The sequence below is a fragment of the Bacteroides sp. MSK.20.82 genome, from assembly GCF_019052485.1.
In the GTDB taxonomy this organism is placed as follows: Bacteria; Bacteroidota; Bacteroidia; order Bacteroidales; family Bacteroidaceae; genus Bacteroides; species Bacteroides thetaiotaomicron.
In genome coordinates this window covers 87,108-106,978 of sequence record NZ_JAHQUN010000010.1, presented here as the reverse complement: position 1 = coordinate 106,978, position 19,871 = coordinate 87,108, and the positions used below count along the sequence as shown (strand labels likewise).

General features: G+C 47.2%; 10 protein-coding genes. 2 read left to right on the top strand and 8 right to left on the bottom strand.

Annotation, left to right across the window (positions count from 1 at the left end; translation table 11 throughout):
- Nucleotides 1–19: 19 nt before the first annotated feature.
- The 5 genes from KTR07_RS11590 to KTR07_RS11570 all read right to left on the bottom strand — a co-directional run bounded on the left by KTR07_RS11590 (nt 20) and on the right by KTR07_RS11570 (nt 9,750).
- On the bottom strand, nt 20–2,047 hold the full coding sequence (locus tag KTR07_RS11590) for a RagB/SusD family nutrient uptake outer membrane protein (RefSeq protein ID WP_008765174.1): 2,028 nt from the start codon (nt 2,045–2,047) through the stop codon (nt 20–22).
- A 20-nt stretch (nt 2,048–2,067) separates the two neighbouring features.
- Nucleotides 2,068–5,196 carry a TonB-dependent receptor gene (locus tag KTR07_RS11585; RefSeq protein WP_008765173.1) on the bottom strand — a complete coding sequence of 1,043 codons (3,129 nt, stop codon included), beginning with the start codon at nt 5,194–5,196 and terminating at the stop codon, nt 2,068–2,070.
- A 15-nt stretch (nt 5,197–5,211) separates the two neighbouring features.
- Nucleotides 5,212–6,537 carry an IPT/TIG domain-containing protein gene (locus tag KTR07_RS11580; RefSeq protein WP_008765172.1) on the bottom strand — a complete coding sequence of 442 codons (1,326 nt, stop codon included), beginning with the start codon at nt 6,535–6,537 and terminating at the stop codon, nt 5,212–5,214.
- 83 nt (nt 6,538–6,620) lie between these two features.
- Complete coding sequence (locus KTR07_RS11575; protein WP_032840764.1) at nt 6,621–7,712, bottom strand: Sb-PDE family phosphodiesterase; 1,092 nt, start codon at nt 7,710–7,712, stop codon at nt 6,621–6,623.
- Between the two features lie 340 nt (nt 7,713–8,052).
- Entirely contained in the window at nt 8,053–9,750 is a 1,698-nt protein-coding gene (locus KTR07_RS11570; RefSeq protein ID WP_008765170.1) for a Na/Pi cotransporter family protein, read from the bottom strand.
- A gap of 87 nt (nt 9,751–9,837) precedes the next feature.
- On the opposite strand from KTR07_RS11570, the gene KTR07_RS11565 reads away from it, so the two are divergent.
- Together KTR07_RS11565 and KTR07_RS11560 are read left to right on the top strand one after the other, a co-directional pair.
- Nucleotides 9,838–11,511: a nucleoside kinase gene (locus KTR07_RS11565; RefSeq protein WP_008763594.1), complete on the top strand. Its 1,674-nt coding sequence runs from the start codon at nt 9,838–9,840 to the stop codon at nt 11,509–11,511.
- Between the two features lie 201 nt (nt 11,512–11,712).
- A complete protein-coding gene (locus KTR07_RS11560) occupies nt 11,713–12,111 on the top strand; it encodes a hypothetical protein (protein WP_008763595.1) in 399 nt (132 codons plus the stop codon).
- Nucleotides 12,112–12,280: 169 nt separating this feature from the next.
- Here KTR07_RS11560 and KTR07_RS11555 read toward each other — a convergent pair whose 3' ends face one another.
- The 3 genes from KTR07_RS11555 to KTR07_RS11545 form a co-directional block, all read right to left on the bottom strand.
- Entirely contained in the window at nt 12,281–13,585 is a 1,305-nt protein-coding gene (locus tag KTR07_RS11555) for an acetylxylan esterase (protein ID WP_032840778.1), read from the bottom strand.
- 136 nt (nt 13,586–13,721) lie between these two features.
- The gene (locus KTR07_RS11550) at nt 13,722–16,367 is read right to left on the bottom strand and encodes a glycoside hydrolase family 78 protein (RefSeq protein WP_117981412.1); all 2,646 of its coding nucleotides are present in this window, start codon (nt 16,365–16,367) and stop codon (nt 13,722–13,724) included.
- Between the two features lie 5 nt (nt 16,368–16,372).
- Nucleotides 16,373–19,831: a glycoside hydrolase family 78 protein gene (locus KTR07_RS11545; RefSeq protein WP_117981413.1), complete on the bottom strand. Its 3,459-nt coding sequence runs from the start codon at nt 19,829–19,831 to the stop codon at nt 16,373–16,375.
- Between the last annotated feature and the right edge of the window lie 40 nt (nt 19,832–19,871).

The following is a 19,871-nucleotide window of genomic DNA, read 5'->3' as shown; positions in this document are numbered from 1 at the left end:
TTCTTTTTTGTTATTTAGATTAATAACCCGGATTCTGGTCGAGGGAAGGCAGTCTCCTCATTTCGTTGCGTGGTATGGGCACCCAGACAGACCTTTTGTCAACCACCCTCGTCAGGAATGAGGAAGAACTAGGGATGACACGCTGGTAGTAAGTCTCTTTGGTTGCGCCGTCGGGATTCATTCCACGGATAGGTTCCTGCTCTGTCTCTTCATAAATACCCCAGCGGCGGACATCATAGAAACGTCTGTTTTCCCATAAAAACTCTACCATACGTTCGCGTTCTATCTGTTTCTGTACTTCTGGCGTACTGTTGAGTTGATTGGCTGTCAGCCCCGGCAGTCCGGCTCTGTAGCGGACTTGATTGAATGCTTTTTTAATTTCCTCTTTATCTCTGCTCATGGTATAAGGCTGACCGTCCAGTTCTACGGTGTGGGGGCCGGTCAGGTTGTTGAGTGCCTCCGCATATGATAGCAGGATTTCCGCATAGCGGATGATGGGATAGGCTTTCTGGATATGGCGGGCTCCGGTGCCGGTCCAGGCATCCATCGGATTATTGTACTTTTTGATTACGTATCCGGTGATGGGATAGTTGGGCGAAGTGGCTGTAACACCGCCACGACCGTCTTCATCCTGATAGTAGTACTTGGCTGTGTGGTTGTTGAGAGTCGAACTGGACAATGCCTGCCATACTGCCTCATTGAATCCTACAGACGCGTAGAACCGCATTTCACGATTGGCGTACATCTTATATACACCGGCGTTGAGGGGATAGCCGGAAAAGTTGCGCGGTTCGGAAGTGAAGCCTGTCTCCGAGTAATATCCGTCGGCGGCGGCTTCTTCTTTCGTACGGCCGTCGTCCATCAGATAGGCGTCTACCACTTTCTGAGTGACGCAGAAACGTCCCCATCCACCCATCGAGGGAGGGAAAGAACCTTTGCTGATGGTTTCGTTGAGGTACGTCGTGTTTCTTCCCCATATCAATTCCGGATTGATGGAAGCTACGGCTTCGCCGGTAAAGATGTCCGAATAAGATTTGAAAGGGTCTATTCCGTCGGCTCCGTTCGGGTAGGCGTCATAGAAATTGGGGTCGGAAGTGACTCCGGCGGGAAGCTCCGGCGTGTTGTCGTCTTTTGCATACGTATAGAGCTTGTACGCTCCCATATCCATCACCCGTTTTGCGGCGGCGGCAGCTACTGCCCACCGGCTTTCGTCATATTGCTGGGAGACATAATGCACACCGTCGGTCTTGCGTTTCCAGTTGCCGAAATAGGAGCTGGCAACAGGCCCCCCGTTGAACAGCGGGCTGGCGTGTATCAGTCGCAGGCGGGCTACCAGGCCGAGTGCGGCTCCTTTGGTGGGGCGTCCGAAGTCCAGCGTGGAAACATCCTGAGGCGAGGGCAGCAGCCGTGCCGCTTTTTCGAACTCCTCACAAGTATAGTTCATTGTTTCGTCATAGGTGGCCCTGGGGCGGTCGTAGTATTCGATAGGTTCGTTGGTATTCACGACTTCGTCTCCCAGCAAGATTGCCGGACCGTAATCGACCAAAAGATTGTAGTAGGCGAAGGCACGGATAAAGCGTGTGTATCCTTCCAGTCTGAGCCGTTCCGAGTTTGTCAGGTCTTTCGGGCGGTCGAGGTTTTGCAGGATGCTGTTGCACTTACGGATGATTTTGTAGTATTTGCCCCATTGGTTCAGGTTGGGGGAGCCGTCTCCGAGGAAATCCTGTGTGATCTTTCCGTTGGCGAAATCCATGCCGTGATAGATATTGGCTGTTCCGCTTCCGGTCAGTCCGTTAAATCCTTCGTCGGTTGCCATCGGTCCCGGTGTGTACCCGTTACGGATGGTCTGTGCCTCATCCGGGAACATGGCTGCCGCTCCCCACATATACGCTTCCATATATCGGGCATTGGTGAAAACCGAGTCGATGTTGAATTCATCATCAAAGTAATTGTCTATGTTTAAGAAGTTGCTGCAGGACGTTACCAACATGACTGCCTGAACCAAGAAGAACGTTCTTGCTGTTTTTTTTATTAGGGATGTTTTCATTCTATCGGGTGATGTATTTATTAGAGATTGACATATAATTGCAGGGAATAGGTGGAAGGGATGGGATATACACGGCCGTTCCAGCGTGCCTGTTCCGGATCGAAGAGTTTCACTTTATCCCATACATAGAGGTTGTTACCTACGAATTGGATATCCAGTGAAGAAACACCTATGCGTCTCAGAAATGCTGCTGCAAGATGGTAATTCAGGGTGATTTCCTGCAGGCGTATGTAGCGTGAATCGCCCTGCCAAAAGGTGGATAACTGGCTGTTGTTGCTGTTATTTCCATATTGCAGGCGTGGGAAACGCGCGTCCTTGTTTTCGGCAAGGGATGGGTCGATCCCGTGTGCGATGGCATAATCTTTGGGAATCCATCGGTTGGCCGGATTGGCTGCCAGGGTGAGTACATTTCCGGTATTACCTTCGAAGAAAGGCATATATCCCATTCCGTTGAGGCGGGTTTCGTCGTTCACTGTCGTCTTTTGACCTACATAGAAAAAAGAGGTCTTGCCGGTTCCCTTGAACAATACACCCAGAGTCAGATTCTTGTAGCGGATTTCTGCCCCCAGGCCGTACATCAGCAGCGGATAAGTGCTGTGTGTCAACGGCACCATGTCCAGCTTGTCCACCATACCGTCTCCATTGATATCCTTATATTTGATGTCACCGGGCATTACTTCCCCGAAAGTCTGCTTGGGACCGTATTTGATGTCATCTTCGTCCTTAAACAGTCCGACTGCCTGATATCCGCGGATGGAATTGTACGGGAAATTATTGTATTCCAGGTAAGGGTACTCCAGATAAGCCTGCTCCCAGTTCTGTACTTTATTTTTGGAGTACGTGAAATTACCCCGTAAGGTGAAGCCGAAATCGGGAGTGAAATCCTGCGTGAAGCTGATGTTTCCGTCGGCACCGTAACTTTTCATTTTACCCACATTCGCGTATGGATTGGAGACCACTCCTACGAACTCGGGCACCTGTACCCGTTGCTGGAAAATACCGTTACGCTGATCATGGAAAATATCGACAACGAAATCGATCTTGTTATTAAACAACTTTCCTTCAATACCCACATTGGACTTGATGGCCTTTTCCCACGCCAGGTTATCGGCTCCGATACGTGTCTCGCCAATAATCTCGATGTCGGGAACGCCCCAAGCTGATCCGGTACCTTCGTTCACTTTAGTAAGGTAAGGGAAGCGGACGTCGGTAATCCGGTCGTTACCTACCGAACCATACGAAGCCCTTATTTTAAGATAGTCGAGCCAGGGGAGCGCCTCTTGTATAAATTTGTAGCCGGTAGGCACCCAGCCCAATGCGACGGACGGGAAGAAACCGTATTGTCTGCCGGGCTGGAAGTTTTCGGAACCGGTGTATCCGAAGTTGACGTCCAGCAGGTAAGTATCCTTGTAGCCATAAGTAAACCGGCTGGATACTCCCTGATAGCGCAAGGGAATGGCCGATAAGTTGCTTGTGGCGTCGTCCGTGTCTTTGGAATCGCTGATGTAATAATAGACCAGCGCGGATGTCCGGTGATCTGTACCGAAGAGCCGGTCATAATTGAGCGTAGCCTCAAAGTGGTATTTGCGGTACTGGCGGGTGGACTTGCTGTACGAGGCTTTTTTCTCCTGTACGGTTTCCTGCATGATGAGTGATCCGTCGCTTGCTCTGCCCAGTGCATTGTAGAGGGCCGGCTGCACGCTTCTCCGTTCATTGAAGTAGCTGTGGATATCGTACGCTCCCTGTACACGTAGTTTAAGCCCGTTGATCAATTCGGAAAAGTCCTGATTGATTGCCAAAGTCGATTTGCCCTTGTACACTTCGTTGGCAGCCTTTCCCGTATGGTTGATCATGACATAAGGCGATGACAGCTCTCCGGCACCGCGTCCGGGCAGCATACCATTGGAATATTGGGTGGGGATGGACAATGGAGTAAGCCGCGACTGTGCTCCCCATATATATTCGGTATTGGCTACGCCGGGTTGATTCAACTGGGAGAGGAATCCGTCCGAACCCAAATAAACTTTCGTTGATTTGGTCAGGTTCACGTCTAGATTGATACGGTAATTATAGGTGTTGTAGCTGACGTTCGAACTGTATATACTGTTCTTGTCTACCTTGTAGGCCGCACTTTCGTTTTTACCTCCCAGGCTCAGAAAATAACGTGCCACATCGCTTCCGCCACGTCCGCTTACATAATAAGTGTGCCGCCAGAATGTTTTGTTGAGTATCTCATCCTGCCAGTTTACGTTGGGATAGAGGTCGGGGTCGAGACCGTCGCGTATAATTCCCATTTCCGTATCGTCATACAAAGGTGTTTCGTTCCGTACTGCTCTGGCTTCGTTTGCTAACTGCGCATACTCATAAGCTCCCAGATATTTCGGCAGACGGTTGAGGACGGACAGCGTGGTGTTGAAACGTCCGGTAATCTGAATTTTGCCCGAAAGGCCTTTCTTGGTGTTGACCAATACGACTCCGTTGGCTCCCCTTACTCCGTACACGGCAGTTGCCGACGCGTCTTTCAGGATGGAGAAACTTTCGACATCGGCAGGGTCGATGGTGTTGAGGTCGCCTTCCAGACCGTCAATCAGTACAAGGGCACTGCTGTTGGCTCCGAACGTACCGATACCACGTACCCAGAAATCGGCGATATTCTGACCGGGCTCGCCACTGCTCTGCAAGGAAATGACACCGGCTGCCCTGCCTCCCAACAAGTTACTGATGGAAGGGGAGGGGGACTGGATATCTTTAGTGCTGACCGTCGTAATGGCACCTACCGAACTGATTTTCCGCTGAACGTTTCCCAGTGCGACGACAACCACTTCATCAAGGGAATTGTTGTCTTCAAGCAGTGTGACCGTTAAGTCGGTTTGGGGTTTGATGGCCACGTGCTCCGACGGTTTGAAGCCGATAAAAGAAAATATCATTTTGTCTCCATAAACCACTTTCAGCTTGAAATTACCGTCATTGTCGGTTGTGGTACCTTTGGAGGGCTTGTCTTTGATGTATACCGATACGCCGGGCATGGATAGCTTGTCCTTATCCACGACAGTTCCTGAAACGGTAAATTCCTGAACTTGCTGCGCGAAGGTTGTTGCCGAAAGCAATAAGCAGAACGACATTAAGTATAAAATCTGTTTGATTTTCATTGTGAGTTTACTTTGTTATTCGATAACCAATTTGCGAATGCGTGCATTACCCCAGTCTGCAATGTAAATGTCTCCCTGTTCATTGACAGCCACTCCCCAGGGATTCTTGAATAAGGACTCTACCGGTCCTCCGTCCTTGTATCCGGCGACGCCGGGCTGTCCGGCAACTGTCGTGACGATATTGTCGGCAGATATCATGCGGATGCAATGGTTGCCATAGTCGGCTACGAACATATTGCCGTCGTTGTCAAACTTGATATCCTTGGGATAATTGAAGAGGGCATCTTCAATCGGACCGTCACGGAAAGCGCTGCCGCCGGGAGCATTGAGACGCTTAAATCCGCCTGTTCCATCCGGATCGCGGAGGTCGAGCACCGAAATCCCTTGTCTGTATGCGGTAGGGGCGTTGGAGTGAAGCGTTATATACAGAAGCCAAGGCTTCGCAGGATTAATCGCCTGTCCGTATTGTGATCCGCTGGGACCTTGATGGATAATGTGTCCTTCGAATGTGTTGGGATCTATTTTAGCGATCTTTCCATCACGGTATCGTGTATATAGATAGCCGTCATAAGGGCAGAAGGTGACGAAATTCTTGTATCTGTCGGCATCTACGATTGAGTTCAGATCCGACTGTGAGTATTTTATGTTACGCTGGCGGGGATACCAGGCTTCACGCGGATCGAAGGTAAACGTCACTTCTTTGACCGACTCGTGTGCGGCGGTCAGCATTCCGGTGGCACGGTCCACCGTTAAGCCGTTGGCATATAAGATACGGTTGGCGGCATCTGCTTCAATGAGAGGAGTCACAATGTTCTGTTGTTCGTTTATCCGGGCGATTCCAAATGTACCGCCGTCACGCCATGACATGAAAAGATTGCCTTCGGCATCCAGATCAAGATATTTGCCATATACCTGAGCGGTGGAGAGTGTTCCGGCAAGGAAGCTCGTTTCACCGTTTCCGGTGACCGTGCTGACCAATGCCTGTGTATGATAAGCATATGTTTCTTCGTAAGCGACAGAATCGGTGTCGACCACTACGGAGATACGGGGATTATCGCCCGGAAGGCGCGGTACAATGGCATAAATACGGCTTCCGCTTGATGAAACGACGGAGGCCCTGGCATTGTTGAAATATACTTTGATTTTACTCACGTCGGTGCCGAAGTTTTTTCCGTCCAGAAGAATTTTGTCACGTGCTCCGCCTTCTTTGGGATAGAAGGAGGTCAGTACAATCGGTTGATCGGATTGGTGGGCTTTCTCGGTGGGCTCACTGTAGCTTTCGCAACTCGATAAATAGAAGAAAGCTACCAGCGAGCAGGCTAGGGATAAGTAACGATTCATAAAGTAATAATTTAAAATTAAACGATTATCCGCATGTAGTTCGTCGGATATCTTGATATTACATGGCTTTGATGGCTGGAACTTTATAGTTTGATGGTGTAATCCAAACCTTTATCGGGGGCTACGATGAAGTTGGTAACTTCAAAATTGCAGTCGCCTCCTTTGATACCGTTGTCAAACTTCACAGAGATTGTATGCTGCGTATGTGGTTTCAATGTCATTTCGCGGAAATAGACCAAAGAAGGATCATGTGCGGTCTTTTTCAGTTTCAGTACCAGATCGGTAGCGTTCATGACAGAAAATGTCACTTCTTTTTCGGTGCGTTTCACTTCTTTTATGTCTACGCATTTTTCAAAGAAGGGACGGAGGATTTCTTCACGCCCGATCACCAGTTCGCGGTAATAAACGGCGGTGCGGCGATTGTCGAGTGCTTCACGGATACCTTCCGGAGAACGTTCTTTGACAAAGACAAACGTCATCGTGCGGTGTTCGCCTTTTGAAAAATCATAGTCTGTCTGGATAGGCTGGTGGATATCGGAAGTTCCTATCATGGTCAGATTCTTGTCCAGACACCATTGAATGGCTTCGGGCATGAAAAGACCACCATTGGCTACTTCAATGCCGTGCATGCAGCCGTCATTGTAGAGTTGTGTATGCTCAGGCCACCACAGGGTGGAGTCCGGCTGCTGGCGTGCCCAGCCCGGATGATTCCAGAAGATAAAGGCTCCTTGTTTTTTTGCCTCATTGAAAGCGTCTTTATATGCCTTTTGTTCCAATGGATTGGAGTCGTTCAGGAAGATTGCATTAAAATGTCCCGGAGGCATGGAACGGGTGATTTCACTGCCTCTGATTAGAAGTATTCCTAACTTCTTCGCCTGCTTCTGAGACAGTTCATAAGAGCGGTTATGATCTGCTATAATGTCTTTTTTGTGTGGGCGGTACTCAATATGTTCTGTCAGAGAAATGGCATCCAGTCCTTCTCGATATGCTTCGTCTACACGTACGGTAGGCCATACCAGACCGTCCGAAAAAACACTGTGCATGTGAAAGTCACATTTTAAAGTAGTGTACCCGTTCAGATTGGGAACTTGAATCTCATTGCGGCGTTGCGCTTGTGCGCTCATTAAACACATTGCTGCCAGTGCAACTCCCATCAATACTTTTTTAATTTTCATTTCTTTTGCTTTAAATTAGAGATTTGGTTTTCTTTTGGAATGCCTCTGTCCGGTCATTGGAAAATGGTACTAAACATAGGCCCCTGTGTATTTTGGCGCAAATGTATATGCAAAAAAAAGACCTGCAATAGGCGCAGTAAAAGCTTAACGGGAACTTCACGGAAAAGAAATGTAATCGTTAACGTCTGTGAAAAATGTAATGCCTTTGTAAAGTGTGAGTGTCCTTGTAAACGGACATGAGTTGTTTTGTCTGTGTGGAAATAAAAAAGAAATGGATAGCCAATTTATGCGTTGCAGCATAAAATTGACTATCCATTTCTTTGATTGAGTTCCTCTTTATTTAAGAGGCTTTCTTCTCTTTTACATCACTGCTGGCTTCTACCACATTCACTACATAGTCGCCCAATTTCTCACATTCGGCGATAATATCCATATAATAGACTCCCATCTGATAATCATATTCCTTGTTGTTGACATCCAGAATATTCTGATTTTTCAGTTGGTTACGGTAGTTATTGATTTCGTTTTCGATGTTGAAAGACTTGTTGATATCAATGCTTTGGTGTTCCGGTTTCTCTACCACCACAATCATTTGTGCGAGGGCATCATCGGTCAGCTTCATCATGAAGTGGATGTGCTCGTATTGCTTTTCGGTAAAGTCCTGATTCGTCTGGCGTTTCCGGTTGATGGTGCGTGCCAGGTTGTAACAGCTGTCGCCGATACTTTCGATTTCCGTCACTTCGCGCAGCATGGCACGTATCTGCAACTTACTTTCAGAACTCAGACGCCCTTCGGATACCTGATTCAGATAATTGGCTATTTCAAGTTCCATGTTGTCGCTGATGTTCTCGTACTTTTCTACGCGGCTGAACAGCTTGTTAAAGTCATCGTCCTTTTCGGTGTGCATCAAGTCCTGCACCATTCCGAACATACGGTGGGTACGTTCTGCAAACAGGTGGATTTCCTTGCGTGCCTGCAGGATAGAAAGCTCCGCAGTAGAAAGCATACCGCCGGTGATAAACCGAAGGCGAGGTTCCTCGTCTTCCTCTTTCGGGTGGATTAATGCGCATACGGTGCGTTCGATCAGTTTCACTCCCCATATCAGGATACATACGTTACAGATATTAAAGATAGAGTGGAAAGCGGACAGTTTATAAGAAATGGCTACTTCCGGATTATTGCTCTGGAAGAAGGTATCCACTACCCAGTTGACCAGTTCCATGAAAGGATGGAAAATGATCAATACCCAGATCACACCGAACACATTAAAAACAAAATGGGCCAATGCTGCCCGCTTAGCCTGTGTGTTGGCTGTTAATGCGGCAAGATTGGCCGTGATGGTAGTTCCGATGTTTTCGCCCAGTACGAGCGCTGCTCCCAGTTCCAGACTGATCCAGCCGTTGGCGCACATAATTAATGTGATTGCCATCGTGGCGGCTGAGGCCTGTACGATCATAGTCAGTATGGTACCGATGAATAAGAACAGGAGAATGGAGAAGAATCCCATATCCGTGTAGTTCTGTACGAAGGCGAGCATTTCCGGATTGGCGTTCAGGTCGGGAGCATTTGCTTTCAGGTAAGAAAGTCCCATGAAGAGGAAGGAAAAACCGAAAATGAATTCACCGATGGACTTGCGGTTGCTCTTGCCGGAGAAGATGAGCGGAAGGGCGATGGCCAGAAGTGGAAGAGCGAAAGCGGCCATATCAACCTTAAATCCGAAAATTGAAATAATCCATGCCGTAACCGTCGTACCGATATTGGCACCCATGATGACACTGATGGACTCGGCCAGTGTAAGCAAACCGGCGTTGACGAAACTGACGACCATTACTGTTGTCGCCGAGGAGGACTGGATAAGGGCTGTGATCAACACTCCTGTTAATACCCCCGTTACCCGATTGGTGGTCATAGCTGTCAGGATACTTCGTAGCCTGTCACCTGCGACTTTTTGTAAGCCCTCGCTCATTATCTTCATGCCATAAAGGAAGAGCCCTAACGAGCCTATGAGCTTTAAAAAATCATAAAAAGAATATTCCATCTATAATAATTTTAGTGGTTGTTTGTTCTCTATCTGATTACTAAGTATATTTAGTCCCATGTTATTCACCTTATTAAAAAGACTACGATGAAACAGATGTTACAAATATGTTGCAAAAATAATAATATTTATAAAGAATTCCCTATCGGAAGCTCACTTTTGGATATTTATTACGGTTTTAATCTTAATTTTCCTTATCAGGTAGTCAGTGCCAAGGTGAATAACCGTTCCGAAGGTCTCAATTTCAAAGTATATAATAACAAGGATATAGAGTTTCTGGATGTACGCGATTCATCCGGTATGCGTACGTATGTGCGGTCACTCTGCTTTGTCTTGTTCAAGGCTGTCAGTGAGCTTTTTCCCGAAGGGAAGCTGTTTGTGGAACATCCGGTATCCAAAGGTTATTTTTGTAATCTGCGGATCGGTCGCCCTATTACATTGGAAGATGTGACGCGTATCAAACAGCGTATGCAGGAGATTATCGCAGAAAATATCTCTTATCACCGCATCGAATGCCATACGGCTGAGGCTGTACGGGTGTTCAGTGAACGCGGGATGAATGATAAGGTGAGGCTGCTCGAAACTTCCGGTTCACTATATACCTATTATTATACGCTGGGCGATACGGTCGATTATTATTATGGTAATCTGCTCCCCAGTACCGGATATATCAAGTTGTTCGACATCGTGAAATACTATGATGGCCTCTTGCTGCGCATTCCCAATAAAGAGAATCCGGATGTGCTGGAGGAAGTGGTGAAGCAGGAGAAGATGCTGGATGTATTTAAGGAGTATCTCAACTGGAGCTATATCATGGGACTTAATAACGCCGGCGACTTTAACCTCGCCTGCGAAGAAGGGCACGCTACGGATTTAATCAATGTAGCGGAAGCATTGCAGGAAAAGAAAATAGCCCAGATTGCCGATACGATCTTCCATCGTGGGGAAAACGGTGACCGGGTGAAACTGATTTTGATTTCCGGTCCGTCCTCTTCGGGAAAGACCACGTTCAGCAAACGTCTTTCCATCCAGTTGATGACGAACGGGCTCAAACCCTTCCCGATCTCCTTGGACAATTATTTCGTAGACCGTGAAGAGACACCTCTGGATGAAAACGGTAACTATGATTATGAGTCTCTGTATGCGCTCGATCTGGAATTGTTTAACCAGCAGTTACAGGCTTTGCTGCGCGGTGAGGAAGTGGAGCTTCCGCGTTTTAACTTCTCTCTGGGGAAGAAGGAATATAAAGGTGATAAACTGAAAATTGAGGATAATACGATTCTCATTCTGGAAGGTATTCATGCGTTGAATCCGGAACTGACACCGCATATCCCGGATGAAAAGAAGTTCAAAATTTATGTTTCGGCATTGACCACTATTTCTTTGGACGACCATAACTGGATTCCTACAACAGACAATCGTTTGCTTCGCCGCATTATCCGCGACTTTAATTATCGGGGATATTCGGCCCGCGAGACTATCTCCCGCTGGCCTAGTGTGCGTGCCGGCGAAGATAAATGGATATTCCCTTATCAGGAGAATGCGGATGTGATGTTCAATTCGGCGCTGTTGTTTGAATTTGCAGTGCTTCGCCTGCATGCGGAACCTATTTTGATGGGTGTTCCGCGCAATTGTCCGGAATATTGTGAGGCGTACCGGTTGCTGAAATTCATTAAATATTTCGTTCCGGTGCAAGATAAGGAAATTCCCCCGACGTCTTTACTCAGGGAGTTTTTGGGAGGAAGTAGCTTCAAATATTAGATAATAAATTTATTTAAGAGAATTATTTTGGAATTTATAGTTATTGTATAAATATAAGTTCGTAACTTCGCGCCGCAAAAAACAAGCGTGGCAATATGTTGTTGTATTCCAGGGAAAGGAAATAACTGTAAGATTAGACTTAAATAATGAACATTTGTACGTTCTTTCCGTTTATGTTATTACACAGCAAAAAAAGGGTATATGATATTTTATAACAATTTACTAGCGAAATGCTTTTTAGGGAAAAAGAAGCATTATTTTATGATAGGAGGGTTATTCTTTACTCGGTACAAGTATTTGGAAGTTTGGGAAGAAATGGAGTTAAGAATACATGCACGGCAATTCTGGGAGTGTTTTTTATTGACTTTAATCCCAGCATTGGGTTTGTCACTATGGTTTTCATGGTGGTGGATGGTGCTTCCGTTCATGACATATCACTTGCTTTACTGGTTTGAAAAAGCAATTAGTTCTCATTCGGTTTTTAACTGGGAGGCATTGACCTATTGTGGTGATGCCGTTTATATGAGAAAAAGAAAATCCTATGCCTGGATGAAATGGTATGGGAAGAAAACTTTTCCGAAATCGGAATGGGAAGATTAAAGGAATAGAGAGACGTTAAAACTCTCTTGCGGATTTATTCAGGCACGGCTTACACAGATTAATATGGTTTCGATTAAAACAGAACCATAAAAACTCTGTAAGCCGTGCCTGAATAATGATATGATAACAGTTATTTCTGCTTTCGGCGGTTTTTCCTTTTCTACTGCTTTTATTTCAGATGTTTCTTTATCCAAAGCAGATGTCCGTACTCTGTGTCACTGGAGGTCCAATGTTCATTAATAGGAGTGATCAATGCTTCTTTCGGGCAATTCAATACATTATATACAATGTAGCTGGTAGTCGGTGGACAAACGTCATCATTGAATCCCCATGTCATATAAGTATCCGCCCTGATTAATTGGGCAAAGTTCACCACATCATAATAAGCCATTGTTCTGATCTTTTCGGGAGTATCCATATCTACGGTATTTCGGAAGAAATGGGGGTAACCTCCGGCACGACCGGCTTTGTAACCTGCCATATCGCTTAGAGCTGGATGATTGGCTACGCAGGCCGTTACCCGCTGATCCAGTCCGGCGGTGACGAGTGCTAATGCTCCTCCCTGGCTGCCGCCTTGAACGATTACATTCTTTCCGTCCCATTCCGGTAGTGAGGTCAGTAGGTCGATGCTGCGGACACAGGCCAGATATACCCGTTTCATGTAATAGTTGTCGCGGCTGTCCAGACCGTTGGACAGGTAGCCATTTTCTCTGCCGTTGAAAGCGGCACTGATTTCTTTGAATTCTTCTTCGCTCATTTCCGGGTTCAGCCCGTGAATCTCTATTTCAAAACGGATGCAGCCTTGTTCGGCGTAATACTTATGTCGCAAAGGTTCCTTGATTGTTTTGATTCCTGCGCCCGGAGGACATAGTACGACAGGGTATTTGCCTTCTTTCTTCGGATAGAACAGGTAGCCGTAGATACTTTGTCCGCGTTGGTTCACCTGCAACTTGATAAGATAGCAGTCTATTTGGTCGGTCGAGTATTTCTTTACGTGCTCTTTGGTGTATGTCAGCGGAAATTTGGCCAGTTCCGCCTTTTCGTTCTCCCAGAATTGCTGAAAGTCGGCAGGCATGGTGGTATACGGACGGAGCTTTTCCGGCGAGAAACCCACTTTGACGTGATGGGAGTATTTCTTTCCGTCTACGGTGGTGGTCAGGCGGCAGTCTCGGAAGCCCGGTTTCTTCATGGTGCCTACGGGGATTGTTGCCTTTCCTTTTCTCATGATGACTGTTCCTTTGGTATCGGCAGGCATCATTTCTCCGCCTATTTCGAAATTAATCGCTATGCTATCTCCCGGAATGCCGTATTTGTAAAACTGTACTTCTACATTTGCCTGTTCTCCAGTTTTGTAAAGCCAGTCGGCATGATCGGGTACGGTTACCCAAAATACGTCACTCCGGTAGGGATTATTTTCGGCAACCGCGAGCAGCGTTGTCAGTAACAACGCTGCTGATACGTAAAATCTTCTCATATTCATTTTACTGTTCAATATAACTGTCATTCGTTTTCTCATTCTATTTTCCATCTGATCGGTTTGTTAATTACGCCGCAATATTAGGAAAGATTAGAAAAACAGAGGTCGATAAAATGTTCTATTAAGTGTAAATTTAGAGCAACTTCCACTCGAATGTATGTTTTCCGGCTTCTAACTCTATGACACGTTCTCCTTTCACAGTATCGGGCACGTATAAAGTGGCACTGCTGTTGGCAGGAATCGTCACGCTGTACACAACACTTTTTTTCTTACGTTCCCATTGGGACTGAATCTCTCCGTACGGAGAACGGTGTCTGGCCTCAAACTGCTTTAAATCACTGGGGAAGTTGGGGCGCAGGAGGATATGTTTAAAACCCGGCTGCTGTGGGTCGGGGAAGATACCGCCCAAGCCTTTATAGAACCATCCTCCGATTTCTCCGAACATCATGTGGTTGTCCGAAATGTCACGTGTAGCATTCAAATCCCAGTTTTCGAGCAGGGTGGTGGCTCCGTTGGCAATCCAGCAGCCCCATGACGGGTAGGTGTCTTGTGCAGCTACTTTATAAGCGGTTTCGGCTTCTCCGTTTTCACTCAAGGCGTTCAGTATGGCTTTGGCTCCCAATACACCCACATCCAGATGGAAACCGGCTTCTTCCACCTTCTTCGCCAGGTTGCGGGCTACTTTTGCTTTCATATCCTTGGGGACAATACCCCACATCAGCGGTACGCTCAGTTCCGTCTGAACGCCGCTGGCGTATATGCCGGTTTCCCTGTTCAGATATTTGTCATTGATCGCTTGCCTGATCTTTTCCGCAAGCGCCTGATAATGTTTGTAATCTTCCTGCTTGTTGAACAGCTTTGCGGCATTGGCCAGTATTTTAGTATCTACATAGAAGTATACCGATGAGGTCAGTTCTTTGGACGAATGCGATTTCACAGGAACCCAGTCTCCTCTTCCCCATGAAGTCAGTCCGCTTGGGCTGGTACGGTCTACGTAGTCTACATATCGTTTGATGTTTTCGTAGCAGTCGGCTAATAATTTGCTGTCTCCATAGAACAGATAAATATTCCAGGGAATAATGGCGATTGTACTCGTCCAGTCCAGACCGTTGTCCGTGCCGTATCCCCATCCTCCGGTCGGAATGATGTCGGGTAATACTCCGTTGGGTTGCTGTTCGTCACGGTGGTCGGCTAGCCATTTTTCGTAGACTGTGATACCGTCATAATTATATAGTGCTGTTTCTATCGCAAAATGTCCGTCTCCCGTCCATCCGTTTTTCTCCCGTTGGGGGCAATCGGTGGGATACCCCATCAGATTGGACAGATAGGCGTTGTTGGTAGCCCACCACAATCGGTTCACGAGTGGGTTTGACGTGTTTATCTCTCCTTTTTGCGGAACGTCGCTATGAACGAAATAAGCAGTCAGACTGTTTTGATCGAGTGCGACAGGCTTACTGCTTGTCACTTCTACGTATCTGAAGCCTTTGTAGTTGAACCGTGCCATAAACTCGTCTTCTCCCTTTCCGCTCAGGATGAGAATATCCATCTGGAATGGGTCTTTGTCATCTACCGGACGATGGTATACGTCAATGTTTGACATATTCACCCGTCCGTTGTCATAGATGCGTTCGCCGTGTTTGAGCCTTACTACCGTTCCTTCTTCTCCGGATACCTTGATGCGGGTCACTCCGGACATATTTCTGGCAAAGTCGAATACATACGTCGTGTCGTTCACTTTCTTAAGCGCTTTTGCCGGTATTGTTTCTACGATACGAATCGGTTGTACCTGCTGGGATACGACGTTTTGAGAAGGTACAGCTCTGTAACCTGCTTCCTTCCATTTCGAATCGTCAAAATCTGCCGTATTCCAGCCTTTCTGTTCCAGGCGGGCGTCATAATGTTCCGCTGTATAGATGCTGTTGAAGATCAAGGCGCCCGATGAAGTCTTCCAGTCTCTTTCGGAGCGGATTACTTCTGTAGTACCGTCTTCGTAGGTAATTCTCAGGTCCATGCAAAAAGCGGGGCGGTTACGCCACGGTGCGCGGTCAAAGTCCCAGACTGCTTTTGACTGATGGTTGTACCAGCCATTTCCCAGCAGTACGCCAATCGCGTTTTTACCTTTCTGAAGTTGGTTGGTCACATCATAAGTCACATAGAAATTCCGTCTGTCGAAACGGGTATACAGCGGGTCTAGCCGATGGTTTCCAATTTTCTCTCCGTTGATGTATAATTCGTATAAACCGGCGACGGCGATGTACGCTCTGGCGGATTTGACTTTCTTTTGAGTGTCGAATGTTTTTCTGAAATAGGGGGCGGGCTTATAGTTGATGTCTCTGTTGTCGCCAATCCATGCGCCCTGCCAGTTTTCCATTCCCATCATTCCGGTCTCGAAGCTGTTGATGTCCGAAGTAGCCTTTTTGCCGTCCTTATCCCATACATTCACTTTCCAGTAATATTTGGTAAAGGGTTGAAGATTCTTTTCCGGATAGGTGACAAGGATTTGATCCGATTCCTTTTTCCCCGAGTTCCAGATTTCCCCGTTTTCGTTGTTTGCTTTCAGTGAGTCTGTGCTGACTATTATCTGATAGGCAGTCTGCCGGGCTCCTTGTCGGGCATCGTCCAGCATCCACGACAATCTGGGATTGGCATTGTCGATACCCAGCGGATTGATCAGGTGGTCGCAATGAAGGTTCACGGGCTTGCATTCTTCTTGCTTTTGTGCAAGGGTCGGTTGCAGTGCACAACATGCAAGTGCAGTCACTAAATATATTTTTTTCATTCTGTCTATTTGTTTTCCTTTTTAACCACAAACTGATATGTACCGGACTGTAGTTCTAATACTGCCTTTCCATTCATGAAAGTAACCGAAGAAACTCCTTCCGCTTTCACGGCAGTTTTTCCGCTTTCTTCTACTACATAGTCGAGAGTAGGTAATAGTAAGTGAAGAGTGGCGGTGGTGTTGGCAGGTATCGTCACTTGGTAAGAAACTGTTCCGTCATTTTCTTTTTTCCAGCTGCTCTTTATATCTCCATAACAGGAAGGGAACGAAGCATTTACCCAGTCAATCCGTTCCTGACCGGCGGCAACTTCCGGACGGTTGTCTGGAACCGGCTGTAATACGATGTGCTTGAATCCCGGACGTGTTTCGTCGATATCTATACCGCCCATTGTGCGGTACATCCATTCGGAGACTGCTCCATACGAGTAATGATTGAACGAGTTCATCGATACGGGGCCAAAACCTTTCTCTTTGGTATACGAATCCCAGCGTTCCCAGATAGTGGTTGCTCCCTGGTCTATGCTATACAGCCAGGAAGGGTTGTTCCGTTGCAGCAGTAGATCGTAAGCCGTATTTGATTCTCCGAACTGGCTTAATGTCTGATTCAGGATGGCTGTACCCACGAATCCTGTGCTCAGACGGTTACCGTTGCCGGTAATCTTGCGGACCAGTGTTTCCACTCCTTTCTTCCGTGCTTCTTCTGTCGGGAATAAATCCAGTTTCAAGGCAAGCAGATAGGCCGTCTGGCTCTTTTGCTTCAAGTCTCCGTCTGCATCGACGTAGCGTGTCTGGAATTCTTTCTTGATTTCCTGTGCCAGCTTTCTGTAAGCCTTTGCTTTGGAAGCGTAGGCATCACAGTCGTCCGTTTTCAATGCTTCCGAAATTTTGGCCATCAATTGTGCCGTATATGCGTAGTAGCATACACTGACATAGCGGCGTTCGGTATCTTCGTACGATAGCCAGTCGCCATAATTTGTTCCGGCACCGTTATAGTTATAACCGTCTCCTTTTTGACGGGACAGGAACTCCATGTATTTCTCCATAGATGCATAATTGTCCTGCAATATCTTTTTGTTGTCGTACATCAGATAGATAGTCCAGGGAACGATGACACCGGCATCAGCCCAGGCTGCCTGTCCGTAGCCTACCCATGAGTGTGGAGCTACATCCGGATAGGCGCCGTCACTTCGCTGACCGTCACGCATATCTCTCATCCATTTTTCGAAGAAGGCGGATACATTCGCATTATAAGAAGCGGCACGGCAGAACACTTGCGTGTCTCCGGTCCAGCCCAGACGTTCGTCTCTTTGCGGGCAGTCGGTAGGGATGCTCAGATAGTTGCCTCTTTGTCCCCACATGACATTGCTGTATAACTGATTGATTGACCGGCTGCTGGTGACAAACGAAGCTCCCTCTTCGGTAGCGGAACCGACCACTTCCCCTATCAGGGAAAGTACCTCGATGTCTTCACTTGCCGTTATCTCACAATACTGAAAACCGAAGAAGGTCATGGACGGATGGAATGATTCGCCTTCCTTGCTTCCTTTCAGGATATACTTCAATGTTGCTTTTGCACTTCTGAGGTTGGCGGTATATATACTTCCGGCAGGGCCGTCGTCTCCGCGTGATTTATCTCCCGTGTCGTTCAGCATCTCGCCGAAACGGAGTTTCATCTCCGTTCCCGATGCACCTTTTACTTTGAACCGAACCCAGCCGACCATGTTCTGACCTAAGTTGTAGACGGCCGTTTCACCTTTCTTTAGCCGGATAGGAGCCGGTTTGTCCGTAATACTCACTACATTGATTTTACCGTCTTTTTCACCTTGGTAAACAGTAGTGGACAAAGGGATACGGCTCAGATGCGGACGTACCTGAACGGTGGGTCCGGCAAAGGCGATTAACTCTCCTTTGAAATGAGGGTTGACAGCCGTCTTGTTCCAGTTGGCAGTATTATATCCGGGCTTCGTCCATGCACTTTCTTTTCGGGCGTCATAAGTTTCTCCGTGGTAGATGTCTCCCATTCGTATGGCACCGTCCATGGATGACAGCCAGGAAAGGTCCGTTACTACCGTTTCCGAAGTGCCGTCCGTATATTTCAGTAATATCTTTGCGATGAATCCTACTTCGTGACTGCCATACTCTCCGTGGCAGACGTCACTGTTCCACCAGCCGGAGGATACCTGGGCGCCGACTGCGTTTTCTCCTTTCCGGAGCAAATCGGTGATGTCATACGTCTGATAGTGGGCTGTTTTGCTGAAATCCGTCCATTCCGGCTTCAATTCGTCATAGCGTATGCTGCCGTCTTCCATCTTGTTTCCTACCCGTTGTCCGTTGATAAACAAATCATAGACGCCTAGAGCCGAACTGTAGATGCGGGCGGATGCAATCTTCTTTTTTGCCTTGAATTCTTTACGGAACATGGGTACTCCGCTCATGTCAACCTGCAATACCCGATAATCGCCGGAACCGGAAACCATATTCAGTTTACGATTACCTCCCACAGATACGATTTCTCCGCCTTCAAAAGCGGACTGAGGTTTCTCGAAATCCTCTTTCAGAACGACTTTGGCTTCTTCCTTGTCGCCTTTCTGTTCGTACTCTGTCAGTACGATATTGTCAAACATGGCCGTTTCGTTGGTGTTATTCCCTCTGAATGCCCGGAAGCCGATATATCCATTTGATAGTTTGGAATCGGTGTCGGTATAGGTATCCACCAGTACCTTGTCAATATAAGTCTTGACCACTCCATCTTTTGCTTCGATTGCCAGATGGTGTTCTTTATTCAGCAAGTCGGATTTAGTGAAGAATTTGCCGATCGGAGTATCCGAACTTTGCAGGCGTCCCCTGTCATAAATATGTCTTCTGATCAAAGGCTCTTTTTCATTGTCCAGCGTATTGACAGACCACATGAATACGTTGGAAGCATCGCGTGCGCCGAAAAGAACGGATGCGTTGCCGGAAGTCAGTGTGACATCCATTTCCAGCAGCATTCGTGCCTTTGTCTGTTTCTTGTCTTCCGGATTGATTTTGGAATTCTTGTTTATTTGAGTTGCCTTGATCCATTGCGCTCCCGACCATCCGTCGGACAGCAGTCCTGTTTCGAAGAAAGCCTTTTCCGTCGAAGTCTCTTCTCCGGTTTTGTTGTTCCACACGGTTACTTTCCAATAATAGCGGGTGGAAGGGGTGAGAGCCGGTCCTGCATAACAGATGTGCAATGATTCGTCAGATGCCACCTTTCCGGAAGTCCAGACCGGATTTAGACAGGCTGCATCGGTCGCTACCGTGATTTGATAGGCTGTTTGTCTGACTCCTCTTTCCGCTGACTCTAGTTGCCAGCTGAATCGGGGAGCTGTTATGTCCAGCCCGATAGGATTGGTCAGATATTCAACCTGTAGTTTTTTGATTGCTGCATTCGTGGGCAGCAGAAAAAGAATAGATAAAAGTAACAAAGTAGTTCGTGCCATTAGTTTAAAGTATTAATAGTTTGTTATGATGGGGGATACT